The sequence below is a fragment of the Acidiphilium sp. C61 genome (assembly GCF_905116885.1).
In the GTDB taxonomy this organism is placed as follows: Bacteria; Pseudomonadota; Alphaproteobacteria; order Acetobacterales; family Acetobacteraceae; genus Acidiphilium.
In genome coordinates, this window is sequence record NZ_CAJHNI010000005.1 from 788,796 (window position 1) to 804,641 (window position 15,846).

Annotated in this window: 13 protein-coding genes; 6 read left to right on the forward strand and 7 right to left on the reverse strand. The window is 65.5% G+C overall.

Translation table 11 applies throughout. The features are described from left to right. Positions 1-56: 56 nt before the first annotated feature. From HUW10_RS06570 to HUW10_RS06595, 6 genes are all read left to right on the forward strand, one after another. Entirely contained in the window at positions 57-1,319 is a 1,263-nt protein-coding gene (locus HUW10_RS06570) for a flagellar hook-length control protein FliK (protein WP_174502762.1), read from the forward strand. 48 nt (positions 1,320-1,367) lie between these two features. Beyond that, positions 1,368-2,120 carry a flagellar hook assembly protein FlgD gene (locus tag HUW10_RS06575; RefSeq protein ID WP_174502763.1) on the forward strand — a complete coding sequence of 251 codons (753 nt, stop codon included), beginning with the start codon at positions 1,368-1,370 and terminating at the stop codon, positions 2,118-2,120. Positions 2,121-2,719: 599 nt separating this feature from the next. Beyond that, on the forward strand, positions 2,720-3,547 hold the full coding sequence (locus HUW10_RS06580; RefSeq protein ID WP_174502764.1) for a response regulator transcription factor: 828 nt from the start codon (positions 2,720-2,722) through the stop codon (positions 3,545-3,547). A 167-nt stretch (positions 3,548-3,714) separates the two neighbouring features. Beyond that, positions 3,715-4,542: an IS5 family transposase gene (locus HUW10_RS06585; protein WP_174502765.1), complete on the forward strand. Its 828-nt coding sequence runs from the start codon at positions 3,715-3,717 to the stop codon at positions 4,540-4,542. 333 nt (positions 4,543-4,875) lie between these two features. After that, entirely contained in the window at positions 4,876-5,202 is a 327-nt protein-coding gene (locus HUW10_RS06590) for a hypothetical protein (RefSeq protein WP_174502766.1), read from the forward strand. Then, on the forward strand, positions 5,202-8,108 hold the full coding sequence (locus HUW10_RS06595) for a glycosyltransferase (protein ID WP_174502767.1): 2,907 nt from the start codon (positions 5,202-5,204) through the stop codon (positions 8,106-8,108). Before HUW10_RS06590 ends, HUW10_RS06595 begins: the two co-directional genes overlap by 1 nt. A gap of 68 nt (positions 8,109-8,176) precedes the next feature. Here HUW10_RS06595 and HUW10_RS06600 read toward each other — a convergent pair whose 3' ends face one another. The 7 genes from HUW10_RS06600 to HUW10_RS06630 form a co-directional block, all read right to left on the reverse strand. Continuing rightward, positions 8,177-9,163 carry an L-threonylcarbamoyladenylate synthase gene (locus HUW10_RS06600; protein WP_174502768.1) on the reverse strand — a complete coding sequence of 329 codons (987 nt, stop codon included), beginning with the start codon at positions 9,161-9,163 and terminating at the stop codon, positions 8,177-8,179. Then, complete coding sequence (gene rbfA, locus HUW10_RS06605) at positions 9,160-9,582, reverse strand: 30S ribosome-binding factor RbfA (protein ID WP_174502769.1); 423 nt, start codon at positions 9,580-9,582, stop codon at positions 9,160-9,162. The genes HUW10_RS06600 and rbfA overlap by 4 nt, the downstream gene beginning before the upstream one ends. Further along, positions 9,552-12,239 (reverse strand): translation initiation factor IF-2, encoded by a 2,688-nt coding sequence (gene infB, locus HUW10_RS06610; protein ID WP_174502770.1) that lies wholly within the window; start codon positions 12,237-12,239, stop codon positions 9,552-9,554. The genes rbfA and infB overlap by 31 nt, the downstream gene beginning before the upstream one ends. 55 nt (positions 12,240-12,294) lie before the next feature. Then, the gene (locus HUW10_RS06615; protein WP_174502771.1) at positions 12,295-13,056 is read right to left on the reverse strand and encodes a DUF448 domain-containing protein; all 762 of its coding nucleotides are present in this window, start codon (positions 13,054-13,056) and stop codon (positions 12,295-12,297) included. Further along, positions 12,989-14,503 carry a transcription termination factor NusA gene (gene nusA, locus HUW10_RS06620; RefSeq protein ID WP_174502772.1) on the reverse strand — a complete coding sequence of 505 codons (1,515 nt, stop codon included), beginning with the start codon at positions 14,501-14,503 and terminating at the stop codon, positions 12,989-12,991. The genes HUW10_RS06615 and nusA overlap by 68 nt, the downstream gene beginning before the upstream one ends. 30 nt (positions 14,504-14,533) lie before the next feature. After that, entirely contained in the window at positions 14,534-15,058 is a 525-nt protein-coding gene (rimP, locus tag HUW10_RS06625; RefSeq protein WP_174502773.1) for a ribosome maturation factor RimP, read from the reverse strand. A 137-nt stretch (positions 15,059-15,195) separates the two neighbouring features. Next, positions 15,196-15,822: a phospholipid-binding protein MlaC gene (locus tag HUW10_RS06630; protein ID WP_174502774.1), complete on the reverse strand. Its 627-nt coding sequence runs from the start codon at positions 15,820-15,822 to the stop codon at positions 15,196-15,198. Between the last annotated feature and the right edge of the window lie 24 nt (positions 15,823-15,846).

The window sequence follows — 15,846 nt, forward strand, 5'->3', positions numbered from 1 at the left end:
CCAAGACGGCCGGAAATACTGGCGCTCATCAAGAAAGTGGCACCGCGGGCGTCGGGGTGCAGATCGCGACAGCCGATCCCGACGCCGCCCTGCCGACCATGCAAGCAGCTGGGACACCGTCAGGCGCCAACGCCGGACAGACGAAGGACGCATCACACAAGACTGACCACAACGGCACGGCGACGGGCACGGCAACAGCCTCTGGCGCCACTACGGCGAGCGTGGCGCCAACTGCACAAACGACGACGCCGCAACCGCCGGCGGGACCCGTCATCTCGATCATGGCCGCGGCGGCGCATCTGCCCGCCGGCAGCCAGCCACCCGCCCCATCCACTGACACCCAAACCGCGCCGGCGGTGACCAGGAAGATTTCTGCCAACAGCCCCCCGACCGCGGCCGCTGGCAGCGCGTCCGCCGCCGGAACCACTTCCGCCGTCTCCTCCTCCGCTGCAGCAGCGTCAACCGCACCGACACCCGCCGAAGCCGCCCTGGCGCATGAGGCCGTGGCGCGGTTTCATGCAGCGCTCGCCACCGCCAAGTCCGGGCACGCGGATCCGGCCAGTGCGAAACCATCATCCACGGCGACGGGCAACACGGCCTCAGCACCAGTTGCGACCGGCACCGCCGGACAATCCGGCGCGACTGCGTCACCCGGAGTGGTCGCCTCGCCCCTGCTTGCCGCATCGGCCGCCACCTCCGCGCCGGCCGGCAGCGCGAACGGCGCGGGCGCAGCGACGAGCGCCAATCCGGCTTCGGCGTCGAGCCAGATTTCTGCGGCCCTGGTCAATGTCAGCAAGCTCGACGGGTCTCACGCCAGCGCCGGCGCGGCATCGGGCACCCGCCTGACCATCGCGCTGGCACCGCCCGCCATCGGCACCGTGACGCTGCAGATCGACCGTCACGCCGATGGCAGCTCATCGGTCACCATCGGCGCCAGCCATCCCGATACCCTGCTCGACCTGCGGAACGACCACTCGACTCTCGATCAGGTTCTGACGCAGGCCGGTTTGCCGGCTGCCAACCGGAGCATCAGCTTCAACCTGATCGAGCCGCGGCCCGGCGCCGCGAGCCAGCCGCAGGCCGGCAACAGCTTCACCGGCGGCTTCGGAGGCAATCTCGGGGGCAATCTCGGGGGCGGCTTCGGATTTTCCGGCGGCACGCCGCAGGGAGGCTCGGGCGGGGGCTCGGCCCGGAACGCCGACCCCGTCTACCGGACCCCGGCCATTGCCGCCGGCGTCGCCACAAACTCGGTGGCAGAAGCCGTCGGCCTGCCGGCAAATGTGGCGCTGCGCCGCTTCGGCGTGAATGTCATGGCCTGACGATATGCCCTACCTTCCGTTCCGAATCCGATTCCAAAGGAGCCCACGATGACCAGCAGCGTCGCCTCAGTCGCCTACCAGCAGAGCCAGCTGACGGCCGCCGCCAACACCGCTGCTGCCGGCATCGGCGGCGCGAGCTCCACCTCGAGCACCAGCGGCACCGCCAGCTCCTCCAGCACGGGCGGCAGCTCGACGGCGAACGCCCTGAGCTCGCTCTCCTCGAACTACAACAACTTCCTGACCATGCTGACCACGCAGCTGCGCAACCAGGACCCGACCAACCCGGTCAGCTCGAGCCAGTTCACCTCCGAGCTCGTCCAGTTCTCGCAGGTGGAGCAGCAGATCAACACCAACCAGAGCCTGACCCAGCTGCTGCAACTGACCCAGGCGGGCGACCTCACCCAGGCGAGCGCGATGCTCGGCAGCAAGGTCACCGCGACATCGAGCCAGCTGCCGCTGCAGAACGGCACGGGGACGCTCAATTTCAACGCACCGACATCCGGCCCGGTGGCGATCGCGGTATACAACAGCGCCGGCCAGCAGATTCTCGACAGCGCGATCAACGCCACCGCCGGCAGCAACTCCTGGACCTGGAACGGCAAGGATGCATCCGGCACGCAGATGCCGGACGGCGCCTATAACGTCGCCGTGGTCGAAGGCGGGGCAAATGGCGCCACCACCACCCTCCCCTTCACCATCACCGGGACCGCCACCGGGGTGACGAGCAGCACCAACAGCGTTTCGCTGCAACTCGGCAACGTCGCGATCCCCTTCACGGCGGTTACCAACGTCACGAAATAAGAGTTCGCGCCCCGGGCCAGAAGCGGCCCGGCCGTCGCCTTGGGCCGATCTCCATCGCGGAGGTCGGTTGCAGTGTCCGCAGCCGGCGACATACTCCCGCAAATAGGGCCGTGACGTTGCCGGGCGGCGCTCAAGAGCATCGCGCAGTAGATATGCGTCAGTATCACTATTATATTTACACTCACTGTATTGTGAGTGTTTGTGGCACACGTTGTCGCGCCACCCAGGATTTCAAAAATCGCATATCACGTCCTGCGCGGAGACGCCGGCTGTTATGTCCGCCACCGCAATCGCGGTGAGTCCAATGCGGGTTCAGATCCCTTTTTCGCGCCAAATTTTCTATATGCATGAAAATGTTGAATATTTTTATTCCTTAAATAAAATAAAAAATATCCATGGACCGTTTCCCGAAAAGTAAATTGATGGCGTAAATGTAAATTTTCGATTACAATATTTTCTTTCTTAATATTTTTCTTCTTACAGATTCAAACTATCATATCTCTTGTTTATCTAGAGTATTCGTTTATCTAAAACAAAATGAATTATCGAAATCGGAATGAACCAGATAATTCTAATTACGTAATGATAAGGGTGCCCTGATGAACTCGCTCTCCCAGAACGGCAAATTTGATATCGAAATCGATATAAAGAAATTCAATTTACCCGTTTTCTGTGAATCTGACGACGTTCATATTGAATTTCCTGAAAATATATTCAATGTATATTATTACAAAATCAAGAATGACATATTAAAGGAAATACGTGACAATATCTTTGTCTGTGATTTATTTTTGTTTGTTTTGCAGGGGGATAACTTCTCCTCCCTCGCCACTATCACCGAAATTCGCGATCTGACGCGCAAGCCGATCATTATCCTGGTGAAGAATTACAGCGAGGCCGTGGCCGTCACCTTGTTCAGGATCGGCGCCGACGAGGTTCTCGACGCATCGATCGGCATGCATGATCTCGAAATCCGCATCAGCAACATGGTCAAACGGCAAAACAGGCACGCTCCCCGAGACATCGAAACACCGAGCGTCGCGATCGCGGATTTCCTGTTTCTCAACATTCGCAACCGCGCCGTGCTGCATGAAGTCTTCACGCCTTACGAGCTGATGGCGCTCAGCCTGCTCGTGAGAAATGCCGACAAGATCCTGTCCCGCAGCGACATGGCATCTGCCATCAAGGGGCGCGCCGTCGGCTATAATGATCGCAGCATCGATAATCTGATGTCGCGTATCCGCAAGAAACTCCGGACACTCGGCCTTGAGAAATACAAGATCCGCAGCTTCAATTCCGTTGGCTATCACTTCATTTCCGGTGGTGAAAATTTCATCGCCGATCTCGACAACGCGCTGCAAACCCAGATTTACGCGGGCATGAAACCCCGCGACGCCGAAGCTGCGTCATCGGGCGCAGACTGGTAATCACGCTTCCGCTTTCAGGCAGCCAACACCAGGCCTCCGCGCGATCCGCGATCCGCGCGGAGGCAAGTGCGCCACGAAATTCACACTCAGAGCCGGACCGAAAAAGATAGTTGAGCGATTTCAGTAGGTTGTGATTCTGCCGGTTTGCAACAACAGACGGATTCGCAATGGCTTGGACTGAAACCGCTCGGCAACGATATTGCCGGGCCGGATTGCGCTACGCAAGCGACCTCACCGACGCCGAATGGGCCTTGATCGAACCATTCATGCCCTTGCCGCCGCATCGAGGCAGGCCCCGAACGGTGGCACTGCGAAGGATTGTGGAGGCCATCTTCTACATGCTGTCGACCGGTTGCCAGTGGCGGCAGATCCCGAAGGAATTCGCGCCGTTCACCACTGTGCAGGGCTATTTCTACCGCTTCTGTCGCGACGGCACGTTCGATCGCATCAATCACGTCCTGGTCATGCAGGCGCGGGAAATAGCCGGACGAGAGGCGTCTCCCACAGCCGGTGTGATCGACAGCCAGTCGGTCAAGACCACCGAGGCTGGCGGGCCGCGCGGGTTCGATGCCGGAAAGAAGATCAAGGGACGCAAGCGCCACATCGTCACCGATACAATCGGCCACCTCGTCGGTGCGATCGTTCATCATGCCGGTATTCAGGATCGGGATGGGGCGCCCGACGTGCTCAAATCCGTCAAATCCCTGTATCCTTGGTTGCGGCACGTATTCGCCGACGGCGGCTATGCCGGTCCCAAACTCAATGGACGCCTCGCCAAAATCGGCACATGGACCATACAGATCGTCAAGCGCTCCGACGCCGCCAGCGGGTTCGAACTTCTGCCGCGACGTTGGGTGGTAGAGAGAACCTTTGCCTGGCTCGGCAGATGCCGGCGCCTCGCAAAGGATTTCGAAGCCACCGTTATCAGCGCCACCGCATGGCTCTTCCTCGCACATATCCGCCTGATCACACGAAAAATCGCCCGACACAGGTAGCCACACTACCATTCAGATTCGGGCTCTCAGACCAGACAACCGGCGGCATCTACCGCCTCTCACAATAATTGATTTTTTTATATTTTTTTATATCGCCTGAATAATAAATAAAATAAGTAAATATCAAATATATTTCAGATAATTTATTCATAACACAACTTATTTTTAGATGATATAATGTAAACTCCTCTTTGTTTATCCGATATTCAAACTTGTATTATGTATTTTCATATTTTAACGGTCGTGTGTTCAGATCACAGGAACCCGACAGATGAATACAGATTGCACATCGACCGGCTTCCGCGGGACTGCCGTCATTCACCCATGAACAGAATGAGCTATGCGCGGCGCGCCGCCGGTTGCGGCCTGAACCGGCTTGCCGATCTCGTTCGATCCCGCCAGGGATTGCGGCGAATGGCGCTGGCCTGCCTGCGCGCCGCCCCGTGGTTCGACCGCTGGCAGCGCACGCTTCGGCATCAATTTCTCACCGGTGCCGCCGGCGGACTGCCAATCACCGCGTCCCGGCTGCATCGCCACTCACGCCGCGGCAAGGTTGCGGCCGGCCGCATCCCCCATCGGCGCGACCTCGCGGACCTCAACGCCACCGCCGGAAGGCTGTATCTGCAGATGCTGCGCGCCCGCACCGGCCGGCAGGGCTGATGCGCCTCGTCATCGATGTTCAGGGTGCCCAGACCAAAGGCAGCGCGACACGCGGCATCGGCCGCTATACCCTCGCCCTGGCGCAGGAGATCGCCCGGCTGCGGGGCGATCACGAGATCATCATCGTCGCCAGCGATGCCTTCCCCGAGAGTCTCGCGCCACTGCGCCGCCGCTTCGCTGGCCTGCTGCCGCCAGGTGGCTTTCGGGTCTGGAAGTGCCCGCGGAACTTGAGCCCGGCGGATCAGGCCGGCCTCACCCGCAGACGGGCGGCTGAACTCGTCAGGGAGGCCTTCCTTGCCAGCCTCCGGCCGGACGCGGTCCTGATCTGCAGCCTGTTCGAGGGCAGCAACGACGACAGCGTCGCCAGCATCGGCATGCTGCACGACATCCCCACCGCCGTAGTGCTCTACGACCTGATCCCGCTGATCCACCGGGAGATCTATCTTTCGCCAAGCCCCGTATGGGAAGCATGGTACGAGGCGCAGCTCGCGCATCTCCGCCGCGCCGATCTCGTACTCGGCATTTCCGGCTCGACCTGCCTGGAGGCCGAAACCATGCTCGGCCTGCCCGCTTCGCGCATCGCAGCGATCGGCGCCGCCGCCGACGATGCATTCCACCGCCAGGACCTGCCGGCAGCCGCGTTGCAGGCGGTCCGCGCACGGCACGGACTCGGCGATTGCTTCGTGATGTATACCGGCGGGATCGATCACCGGAAGAACATCGAGCGCATGATCGCCGCCTTCGCCCGGCTGCCGGCGCACCTGCGCGACGCGCATCAGCTCGCCATCGTCTGCTCCGCCGATGCCGCGGCGCGCGAACGGCTGCAAACCCTCGCTCGCGCGGAGGGGCTCGGCCCGCACGACCTCGTGCTGACCGGCTTCATCCCGGAAGACGAGCTGATCGCGCTCTACCATGCCTGCACCCTCTTCGTATTCCCGAGCTGGCACGAGGGGTTTGGCCTGCCGGCGCTGGAAGCCATGGCCTGCGGCGCGCCGGTGATCGCCAGCAACACATCGAGCCTGCCCGAGGTCGTCGGGTGCGACGAGGCGCTGTTCGACCCGATGGATACCGGCGCGATCGCGGCGAAACTCGCACAGGCGCTCGGGGATGAGCCATTCCGCCGCCGCCTCACCGCGCACGGCCTGCGCCAGGCGGCAACGTTCTCATGGCAGACCACCGCCCGCCGCGCGCTTGACGCGCTCACGGCCCTGAAACGCCAGCCGCCACAGCCAGCGCCGGCAGCACCGCGCCCGCGCCTCGCCTATGTCTCGCCCCTTCCGCCCGAGCGCAGCGGCATCAGCGACTACAGCGTCGAACTCCTGCCCGAACTCGGCCGCTTCTACGAGATCGAGTTGATCGTCCGGCAGGACGAGGTGCTGCCCGCCTGGCTCGGCACCCTGTTTCCGATCCGGACGCCGGATGAGCTGCGCGATAACCCCGCCCGCTACGATCGCGTATTATACCATGTCGGCAACTCGGCCTTCCACGAACACATGTTCGACCTGCTGGCCGAAGTGCCCGGCGTCGTCGTGCTGCACGACGTCTTTCTCTCCGGCGTCATGCGGTGGATGGAAGACAGCCGGCACAGCCCCGGACACTTCGCCCGCGCGCTCTATCGCAGCCACGGCTATGCCGCCGCCGCCGCGGGACTCGGTTCGCGCGATGCCGGAGCGATCATCAACACCTATGCCTGCAATCTCGATCCGCTCGACAAGGCAGTGGGCGTCATCGTCCACAGCGCCGGCGCGGCCAGGCTCGCCGCGGACATCCACGGCGCGGCGATGGTGCGGGACTGGTCGGTCATCCCGCTGCTGCGCACACCCACATTGCCGCGCCCGCGCAGCGCGGCGCGCGCGCGGCTCGGCCTGCCCGGCACGGCCCTGCTCACCTGCAGCTTCGGCATTGTCGCGGAAACCAAGCTGAACCACGCCCTGCTCGACGCCTGGCTCGACAGCGACCTGGCCGAGAATCCGGATGCCATGCTCGTCTTCGTCGGAGAATCAAGCAGCGATGCCTATACCGCCGCCCTTCTCGAACGCATCTCCCGCAGCCCCGAAGCTGCGCGCATCGCCATCACCGGATGGACCGACGCCGCGACGTATCGCGACTATCTCGCCGCCGCCGACATCGCGGTGCAATTGCGCACGGCCTCGCGCGGGGAAACTTCCGCCGCGGTGCTCGACTGCCTGAACAACGGCCTTGCCACCATCGTCAACGCCAATGGCGCGATGGCGGAGCTCGACGAGAACATCGTCGTCAAGCTGCCGGATGCGTTCGACCAGGCAAGCCTTGTCGCCGCAATCGAGCGCCTCGCCGCCGATCCGGCAGCGCGGCAGGCCCTCGGGCGCGATGCGCGCGAGCATGTCCGCCGCCGCCACGCGCCGCGCGCCTGCGCCGAGGCGTATCACCAGGCAATCGAGACGGCGTGGCGTCGGGCCCTCATGTCGGTCGAGGGTGCGATTGCGCGGATCGGCCATCTCGACCCGCCGCTATCCGCGACAGAACTGCGCGAGGCCGCCGCGTGCCTCGCGCAGAACCGCGACCGACCCGGCCTGCGGCAACTGCTTGTCGAAATCCCCGCAGGCTCCGGGGGCGATGCCGCTCCACACGACCGGCTGGCCGCGTTGCTGCGCGCGCCGCCGGCCGGATACCGGGTCGAGCCCATCCGCTTCGACACCACATCCTGCCGCTATGCCAGGTGCTGGACGATGGACCTGCTCGGCCTGCCGCGATCCGGCTTCACTGACGACCACGTCGAGGCGCATGACGGCGATATCCTGTTGTTGCAGCCCGCCGGGGCCGCGGCAGCGGAGACGATGCGCAGCGCCTTCATCCGAAGCTGGGACGCCCTCGGCATCCGCCTCGGGCGAATCGACGATGACATCCGACCGGATCACCCCAGGTAATCGGGTGAAGATGCTCTGTTTATCAGTATGATAGAGCACTGCATCCGATTCAAAAGGATCGGAAAGTGCTATCGGAAAGTGCTCTGGGCACCGCCCCGCGGCGCGGCGGCGCGCGCCAGACGGTCATTGATCGCAATACCCAGCCCCCGCGCCGGCACCGGCGCCACCGCGATGCGCACCAGGCCGGCGGCGATGGCCGCATCGTCCAGCTCGTGCAACGCGTCGAACAGCCGGGCAGCGGCCTCGACCAGATCACCCGCGGGCGAGAGGTTGCGCGCCACCGCGGCGGCACCCGGCACCGGGCCGAAACCGAGCCAGGCCTCGTCCGCCTCCGGCGCCGCGGCACCGAGGCGCAACGACAGCACCGGCGCGTAGTGTGACGCCAGCATCCCCGGCGCCTTCACGTCATCCCCGCTCCCACCCGCGAGATCGACCGGGCCAATCACCGCCTCCATTGCCTCGCGGGCAATCCCGCCGGGGCGAAGGATGGTGGCGTGCGGGCCGGTCAGGTCGAGGATGGTGGATTCGAGCCCAACCGCACAGGAGCCGGATTCCAGGATCCCGGCGATCCGCCCCTCCAGCCCGGCGAGGACATGCGCCGGGCGCGTCGGACTCAGCCTGCCGGACAAATTGGCCGAGGGTGCCGCCACCGGCCGACCGACAGCGGCGAGCAGGGCGCGGGCGACCGGATGGCCGGGCACGCGAACGGCGAGACTGTCGAGCCCGGCGGTGGCGAGGGCAGCGATGTCGCTCTCGTCGCGGCGCGGCAGCACAAGGGTCAGCGGACCCGGCCAGAACGCGGCAGCAGCCCGCTCCGCCCGCGAATCCGCCAGCGCGTGGCGAAACGCAGCATCGGCATCGGGCACGTGGCTGATCAGCGGGTTGAAGCGCGGCCGTCCCTTGGCCTCGTAGATCGCGGCGACCGCTGCGGCGTTGGTTGCATCCGCACCCAGACCATAGACAGTCTCGGTCGCAAAGGCGACGAGCCCGCCGGCACCAAGTAGTGCCGCGGCCCGGGCGATCCCGGCCGCATCCGCGGCGAGGCGCTCGGTCATTCCTCGTCCGGCTTCAGCAGATCTCTGGCAACTTCCGGCCGGTGCAGCAGACGGTTGATCCGCGTTGCCTCATCCAGCGCGTGATCGGGCTGAAAATGCAACTCGGGGACGAATTTCATCCGCAACCCATGCCCGATCGCGCCGCGCAGATAAGGACCGACGCGCCGCAGCGCCGGCAGATAGCGCTCGATATCCGCGGCACCGAGCCGAGAGACGAACACGGTCGCGTGCTTCAGATCGGGGCTCATCCGCACCTCGGCCACGGTGACATGCACGCCCAAGAGGTCCGGATCGCGGAACTCGGTGCGGGCGAACAGTTCGGCGAGCCGGTGACGGAGATCTTCCGCCACCCGGCGCTGCCGCTGCGACGGCCCTTCGGCGCCGCCCTTTACGCCGGAACGGTTTCGGTCTCGTAGCATTCGACCACGTCGCCTTCACGAAGATCAGAGAAGCCAGCGAAGGACAGGCCGCATTCATAACCGCGCGCGACTTCCCGCACATCGTCCTTGAACCGCTTGAGCTGCGACAGATCGCCCTGGTGGATGACCACGCCCTCGCGCAGCAGGCGAACGCCGGCACCGCGCTTGACCTGCCCCTCGGTGACGTAGCAGCCAGCGACCTTGCCCACCTTGGTGATGTTGAACACCTGGCGGATTTCGGCGTAGCCGAGGAACTTCTCGCGCTGGATCGGCGCGAGCTTGCCCTTCACCATCGTCTCGATGTCGTCGGACACCTGGTAGATGATGCTGTAGTAGCGGATATCGACGCCATCGCGGCTGGCCAAAGTGCGGGCCTGGGCATTGGCGCGCACGTTGAACGCGACGATGATCGCATCCGATGCCTTGGCAAGCTGCACGTCGCTTTCGGTGATCTGGCCCACCCCGGCGAGCAGCACGCGCACGCGCACCTCCTCGTTGCCGAGTTTCTGCATGGTGACCTGGATCGCCTCGGCGCTGCCCTGCACATCGGCCTTGATGACGAGCGCGACCTCTTTCTGCTCGCCGGCCTGGATGCGGGCGAGCATCTGGTCGAGCGTTCCGCGCGCCGCGGCGCCGGCGGCGGCGGCATGATCGCGCATCCGGCGCTGACGGAACTCGGCGATCTCGCGAGCGCGCCCCTCGTCCTCGACGACGACGAACACCTCGCCCGCCCCCGGCACGCCGGAAAGCCCGAGAATCTCGACCGGCGTGGAAGGGCCGGCTTCTTTCACCGTCTGCCCACGGTCGTCGATCATCGCGCGCACACGGCCCTGCTCGGTGCCGGCGACGATGATGTCGCCCTGCCGCAGCGTGCCCTTCTGCACCAGGATCGTCGCCACCGGGCCGCGGCCGCGATCGAGGCTGGATTCGATCACCGCACCTTCCGCGGTACGGTTCGGGTTCGCCTTGATGTCCAGCAACTCGGCCTGCAGCAGGATCGCCTCCTGCAACGCGTCGAGCCCCTGCCTCTTCAGTGCCGAAACCTCGACATCCTGGGTCTCGCCGCCCATTGATTCCACCGCGATGTCGTATTGCAGCAGCTCGCTGCGCACACGGTTCGGGTTGGCGTCGCCCTTGTCCATCTTGTTGATGGCAACGATGATCGGCACGTTGGCCGCCTTGGCGTGGCGGATCGCCTCCACCGTCTGCGGCATCACGCCGTCATCGGCGGCAACGACCAGCACGACGATATCGGTGACCGACGCGCCGCGGGCGCGCATCGCGGTGAACGCCTCATGGCCTGGCGTGTCGATGAAGGTCATCTTCGCACCGGAATCGAGCGTCACCTGATAGGCGCCGATATGCTGGGTGATGCCGCCGGCCTCGCGGGCCGCGACATCGGTCGAGCGCAGCGCATCGAGCAGGCTGGTCTTGCCGTGATCGACATGGCCCATGATGGTGACGACCGGCGGGCGCGGCTTGAGGTCGGTCTCGGTATCCTCCTCGCCCTCGAGCCCCTGCTCGACGTCGGATTCCGACACGCGCTTCGACTTGTGGCCGAATTCCTCGACCACCAGCTCGGCGGTATCGGCATCGATCGTTTGCGTCGCGGTGGCCATGACGCCGAGCTTCATCAGCGCCTTCACCACCTCGGGAACGCGCGCGGCCATGCGGTTGGCGAGTTCCTGCACGGTAATGGTCTCCGGCAGGATCACCTCGCGGACGACGCGCACCTGGTCGGAGCGCAGCCGCTCCAGCTCGGCCTGACGACGCTCGCGGTCGCGCTGGCGGCGGACCGAGGCGAGCGAGCGAACGCGCTCGTCATCGCCGGACATCGCGGCCTGGACGTCGATCCGCGCACCACGGCGGCGGTCGTCGACGGCTTTTTTCGGCGCCGGCGCGGAAGGTTTGCGGCTCGGCGCAGCGCTGCCGGGGCCACTGCCTCCGGGACGGCGCGCCGGGCGCGGTGCTTCCTCTTCCTCCTCGCGCCCGCCACGGCCGGCGCGCAGGCGAAGGGTTTCGGATGCAGCGCCCGCAGGCGGCGCGGATGCCGGGCGGCGCGGCGGTGCAGCGGGGCCCGGGCGAGCGGCGGACGGCGCGGCGGAGGCAGGCCTCGGCGTCGCCGGCGGTGCAGATGCGGCGGCTTCCGGCGCGGGGGCTGTCGTAGCGGCGGTGGCCTGGTCGGCCTTGCGCCGCTCGGCTTCCTCCTGCTCACGGCGCTTCGCCTCTTCCTCCTCGGCGCGGAGACGAGCCGACTCCTCGGCGGCGCGCGCCTCTTCCTCGGCCTTGCGCCGGGCTTCCTCGGCGGCGGAGAGAATCGAGATTTTTTCCTGCTCGCGCCGCTCGGCCTCGGCCCGCGCGGCCTCGCGCTGCTGCTCGACCACGGCGCGCTGGCGCGCAGCCTGTTCCGCAGCGGTCAGTGCGCGCGGTGCCGCAGCACCGCCGCCCGAGCGCGGCTGGCCCGACGGGCGGCCCTGCTCGGCTGCGCCGGCAGCGCCCCGCTTCTTGCGCACCTCGACCTGGACGACCTTGGATCGTCCATGGCTGAAGCTCTGGCGCACGGAACCGGCATCGACCGTCCGCCCCAGCTCGCCCCGGTTTACCGGGCGCAGCGAGAGCCGCCCTTTGGTTTCGCCTTGATCCTGCTCGTCGCTCATTCAATCCGGTCCGTAATCAGTGTAGTGTCGTCGTCATCATCTTGTCGGCGGGCGGTCAGATCTGCCGTTCGCCCCGGTCGTCTTTCTCTCTGCCCGCTCCCTGCGGCGCTTGCAATCGCAAGGACGCAGGTTCGGTGTCGGTCACCCCCGCCAGGCGGACGGAGTCGGCCTCGATCTGGACGGCGAGCCGTCCTGGGCCGATGGCCACATGCACCGAGCGTTCCCGCCCGAACACCGCCCCGAGCCGCGCTGCGTTCAGCGGCCGCACAACCCTGGTTTCGCGGCGCTGGACAAGCCGTTCCTGCTCCGCGAGGCTGCCATCGGACGCCTCGACCAGCAGGGCGCACTGCCCGGAGGCAATTCTTTCCTTCGCCTTCTCGAAACCGCACACGGCCTGGCCGGCGCGGCGCGCCAGCCCGAGACGTTCGGCAATCCGCTGTTCGAGCGTGCTGGCCACGAGTTCCGCCAAGCCAGACGGTGCCACCAGACGCCGCCCCGCCGCGCGGGAGAATGCGTTGGTCTTCACCGCCCTCTCTATCACATCCCGACGCGCACTCAACCACAGCCCGCGACCGGGCAGGGTTGCAGCGGCGTCGAAAACCAGCGACTCCGGCGACACCGTCTCCGGCGCCGCGACGAATCGCAGCATTGTCTCCCGCTTCAGGCGCACGCGCGTCACGAGGCAGCGGCGCAGCGGCCCGTCCTCGGTCGCGTCGTCGTCCTCCGCAAGCCCGGCCAGTGTGTCGGGGTCAGCCAGCGTCCTGCTCTCCCTCGAACCAGTGGGCGCGCGCTGCCATGATGACCGCGTTCGCCGCATCCTCGTCCATCGCCTCGGCACCAACGATCTCGATCAGTTCGTCGGAGGCAAGATCGGCCAGATCGTCCAGCGTCTTCACCCCCTTCTCGCCGAGCGCCACCAGCATCTGTGCGGTCAGCCCCTCCATCCCGGCGAGGTCGTCGGCAACGCCGAGGGCACGGCGACGATCCTCGAGTTCGTTCGCCTTGCGCTCGAGTGCGGCCTCGGCACGGCGCTGCAATTCGGCAGCGATACCCTCGTCGAACCCTTCGATGGAGGCAAGCTCCTCGATCGGCGTCGCCGCAAGATCGTCCACCCCCTCGAAGCCCTCGGTCACCAGCAGGCCGGCGATCACGTCATCGACATCGAGCGCCTCGACGAACTGGCCGGACCGGCGGCGGAACTCTTCCTGCCGGCGCTCGCTTTCCTCAGCCTCGGTCAGGATATCGATGTCCCAGCGGGTGAGCTGGCTGGCGAGGCGGACATTCTGGCCGCGGCGGCCGATCGCGAGGCTCAGCTGGGTGTCGGGCACCACGACCTCGACCTTGCCGGCCTCCTCGTCGAGCACGACCTTGGACACTTCCGCCGGCGCGAGCGCATTGACCACGAACGTCGCCGGATTCGGGCTCCAGGGAATGATGTCGATCTTCTCGCCCTGCAGCTCGGCCACCACCGCCTGCACGCGCGAGCCGCGCATGCCGACGCAGGCGCCGACCGGATCGATCGAGGTATCGCGGCTGATCACCGCCATCTTCGCGCGCGAGCCGGGATCGCGCGAGACCGCCTTGATCTCGATAATCCCCTCGTAGATTTCCGGCACTTCCTGCGCGAACAGCTTGGCGAGGAAGCCGGGATGGGTGCGCGAGAGAAAGATCTGCGGCCCGCGCGGTTCCTCGCGCACATCATAGATGAAGGCGCGCACCCGGTCGCCATTGTGCAGGTTCTCGCGCGGGATCGTCTCGTCGCGCCGCAACAGTGCCTCCGAGCGGCCGAGATCGACCATGAGGTTACCGTATTCGGTGCGCTTGACCACGCCGGTGATGATCTCGCCGACACGATCCTTGTATTCCTCGAACTGCCGCTTGCGCTCGTATTCGCGCACGCGCTGGACGATCACCTGCTTCGCAGTCTGCGCCGCGATGCGGCCGAAATCGATCGGCGGCAGCGGATCAACCAGGAAGCCGCCCACCTCGATCTCGGGCTTGAACTTCCGCGCGATGTGGATCGGGATCTGGGTTTCCTCGTTCTCCACGGTCTCGACCGCCTCGGTCCAGCGCGAGAGGCGCACATCGCCGGTCTTGCGGTCGATCGTCGCCCTGATGTCCTTCTCGTGGCCATATTTGGCCCGGCCAGCCTTCTGGATGGCCTGTTCCATCGCCTCGAGCACTTCTTCGCGGTCGATCTGCTTTTCGCGGGCAACCGCGTCGGCGACGAGCAGAAGTTCGGGGCGGGCTATGGCGGTGTCCATGGTCATCTCGCTCTGTTCACGGATCGTGGGTCAGTTGGCAGGCGGCGGGGTTTCCGTCGCCTTGATGAGGTCTTCGGTCAGCACGAGCTTGGCGCGGCGGATATCGCCGTGCGGCAGTTCCACCGTCTCGCCGGAATCGAGCTTCACCCGCGCATGGGCGAGATCGGCGCCGAGCACCGTGCCGGTCAGCCGCTTGCGGCCGGCGGCGGTCGGCACGTCGAGATCGATGCGGGCGAGATGCCCGGCATAGCGGTTCCAGTCCTTCACCCGGGTCAGCGGCCGGTCGATCCCGGTGGAGCTGACCTCCAGCGTCCAGGCCGAACTGATCGGATCGTCGACATCGAGAACCGCCGAGACCAGATGGCTGATCCGCTCGCAATCATCGAGCGAGAGCGGGGTCTGGTCGGCGCGGTCCGCCATGATCTGCACGGTGGGCGTCTGCTTGCCCATGATCGAGACGCGCACGAGTTCGTAGCCGATCGACTCGAGCCCCGGAGCGATCAGCTCGGCGATCCGGCCCTCGAGGCCACTATGGTTGGGTCTGGTATCGTTCACGGGAAACTCTCGGCACATCCGGAAAACAAAAAAGGCGGCCGGTCAGGGCCACCTCCATAAACGCTGGAGATTTTGATTTATCCCAATATAGACCGATCGCCGCCCCCGGGCAAGGGCGGCGATCGCCCGGAGGCCGCTCAGCCCGCCGCGATGCGGCTGATCTGCTGCTTCATCGCGTCGAGCAACGCGCTGACCTGGCCGCCATGATCGTTGATCACGCTCGAATAATCCGACCGCTCGGTGATCCTGAGCGACGTGCCCTCGACCACGACATCGACGATGCGCGGCGCGCCGCCCACCGTATCGACCACCCATTGCACGTCCGCCGGCGACTCGCCCGGCCTTGTGACGGTGGTGGCGACCATCTGCCCTTCCGGCCCCGGCTTCGCCCCGTTCACCGCGAAGGTGACGCCCTTGTAGGCGCGGATCTGGTTGGTGATGTTGTAAGCCAGCGTCTGGTGGAACAGATGCAGATATTCCTGCTGCTGCGCCGGCGTTGCCACCCGCCAGTAGCGGCCGAGCACGAAGCGGCCGATCTGGTCCACCGCGACGATACGGTCCACCAGCGCGCGCAGCTTGTCCGACTTGGCCTGGGTCGAGCCCGGCCCGTTGACGATCGAGACGAGTTGGTCGCCGGACTGCTTGATGAAAGTCTGCGCCACAGCGGCGTTCGGCGCGGCAGCGAGGGCGGCGGCGGGCAGCGCGCCGAGAAACGGCAATACGGCGAATGCGCCGAGCAGAACCCGGCGAACGGAAGAAGCCATCAGGAAATCCTTTCTGCAGTGCGT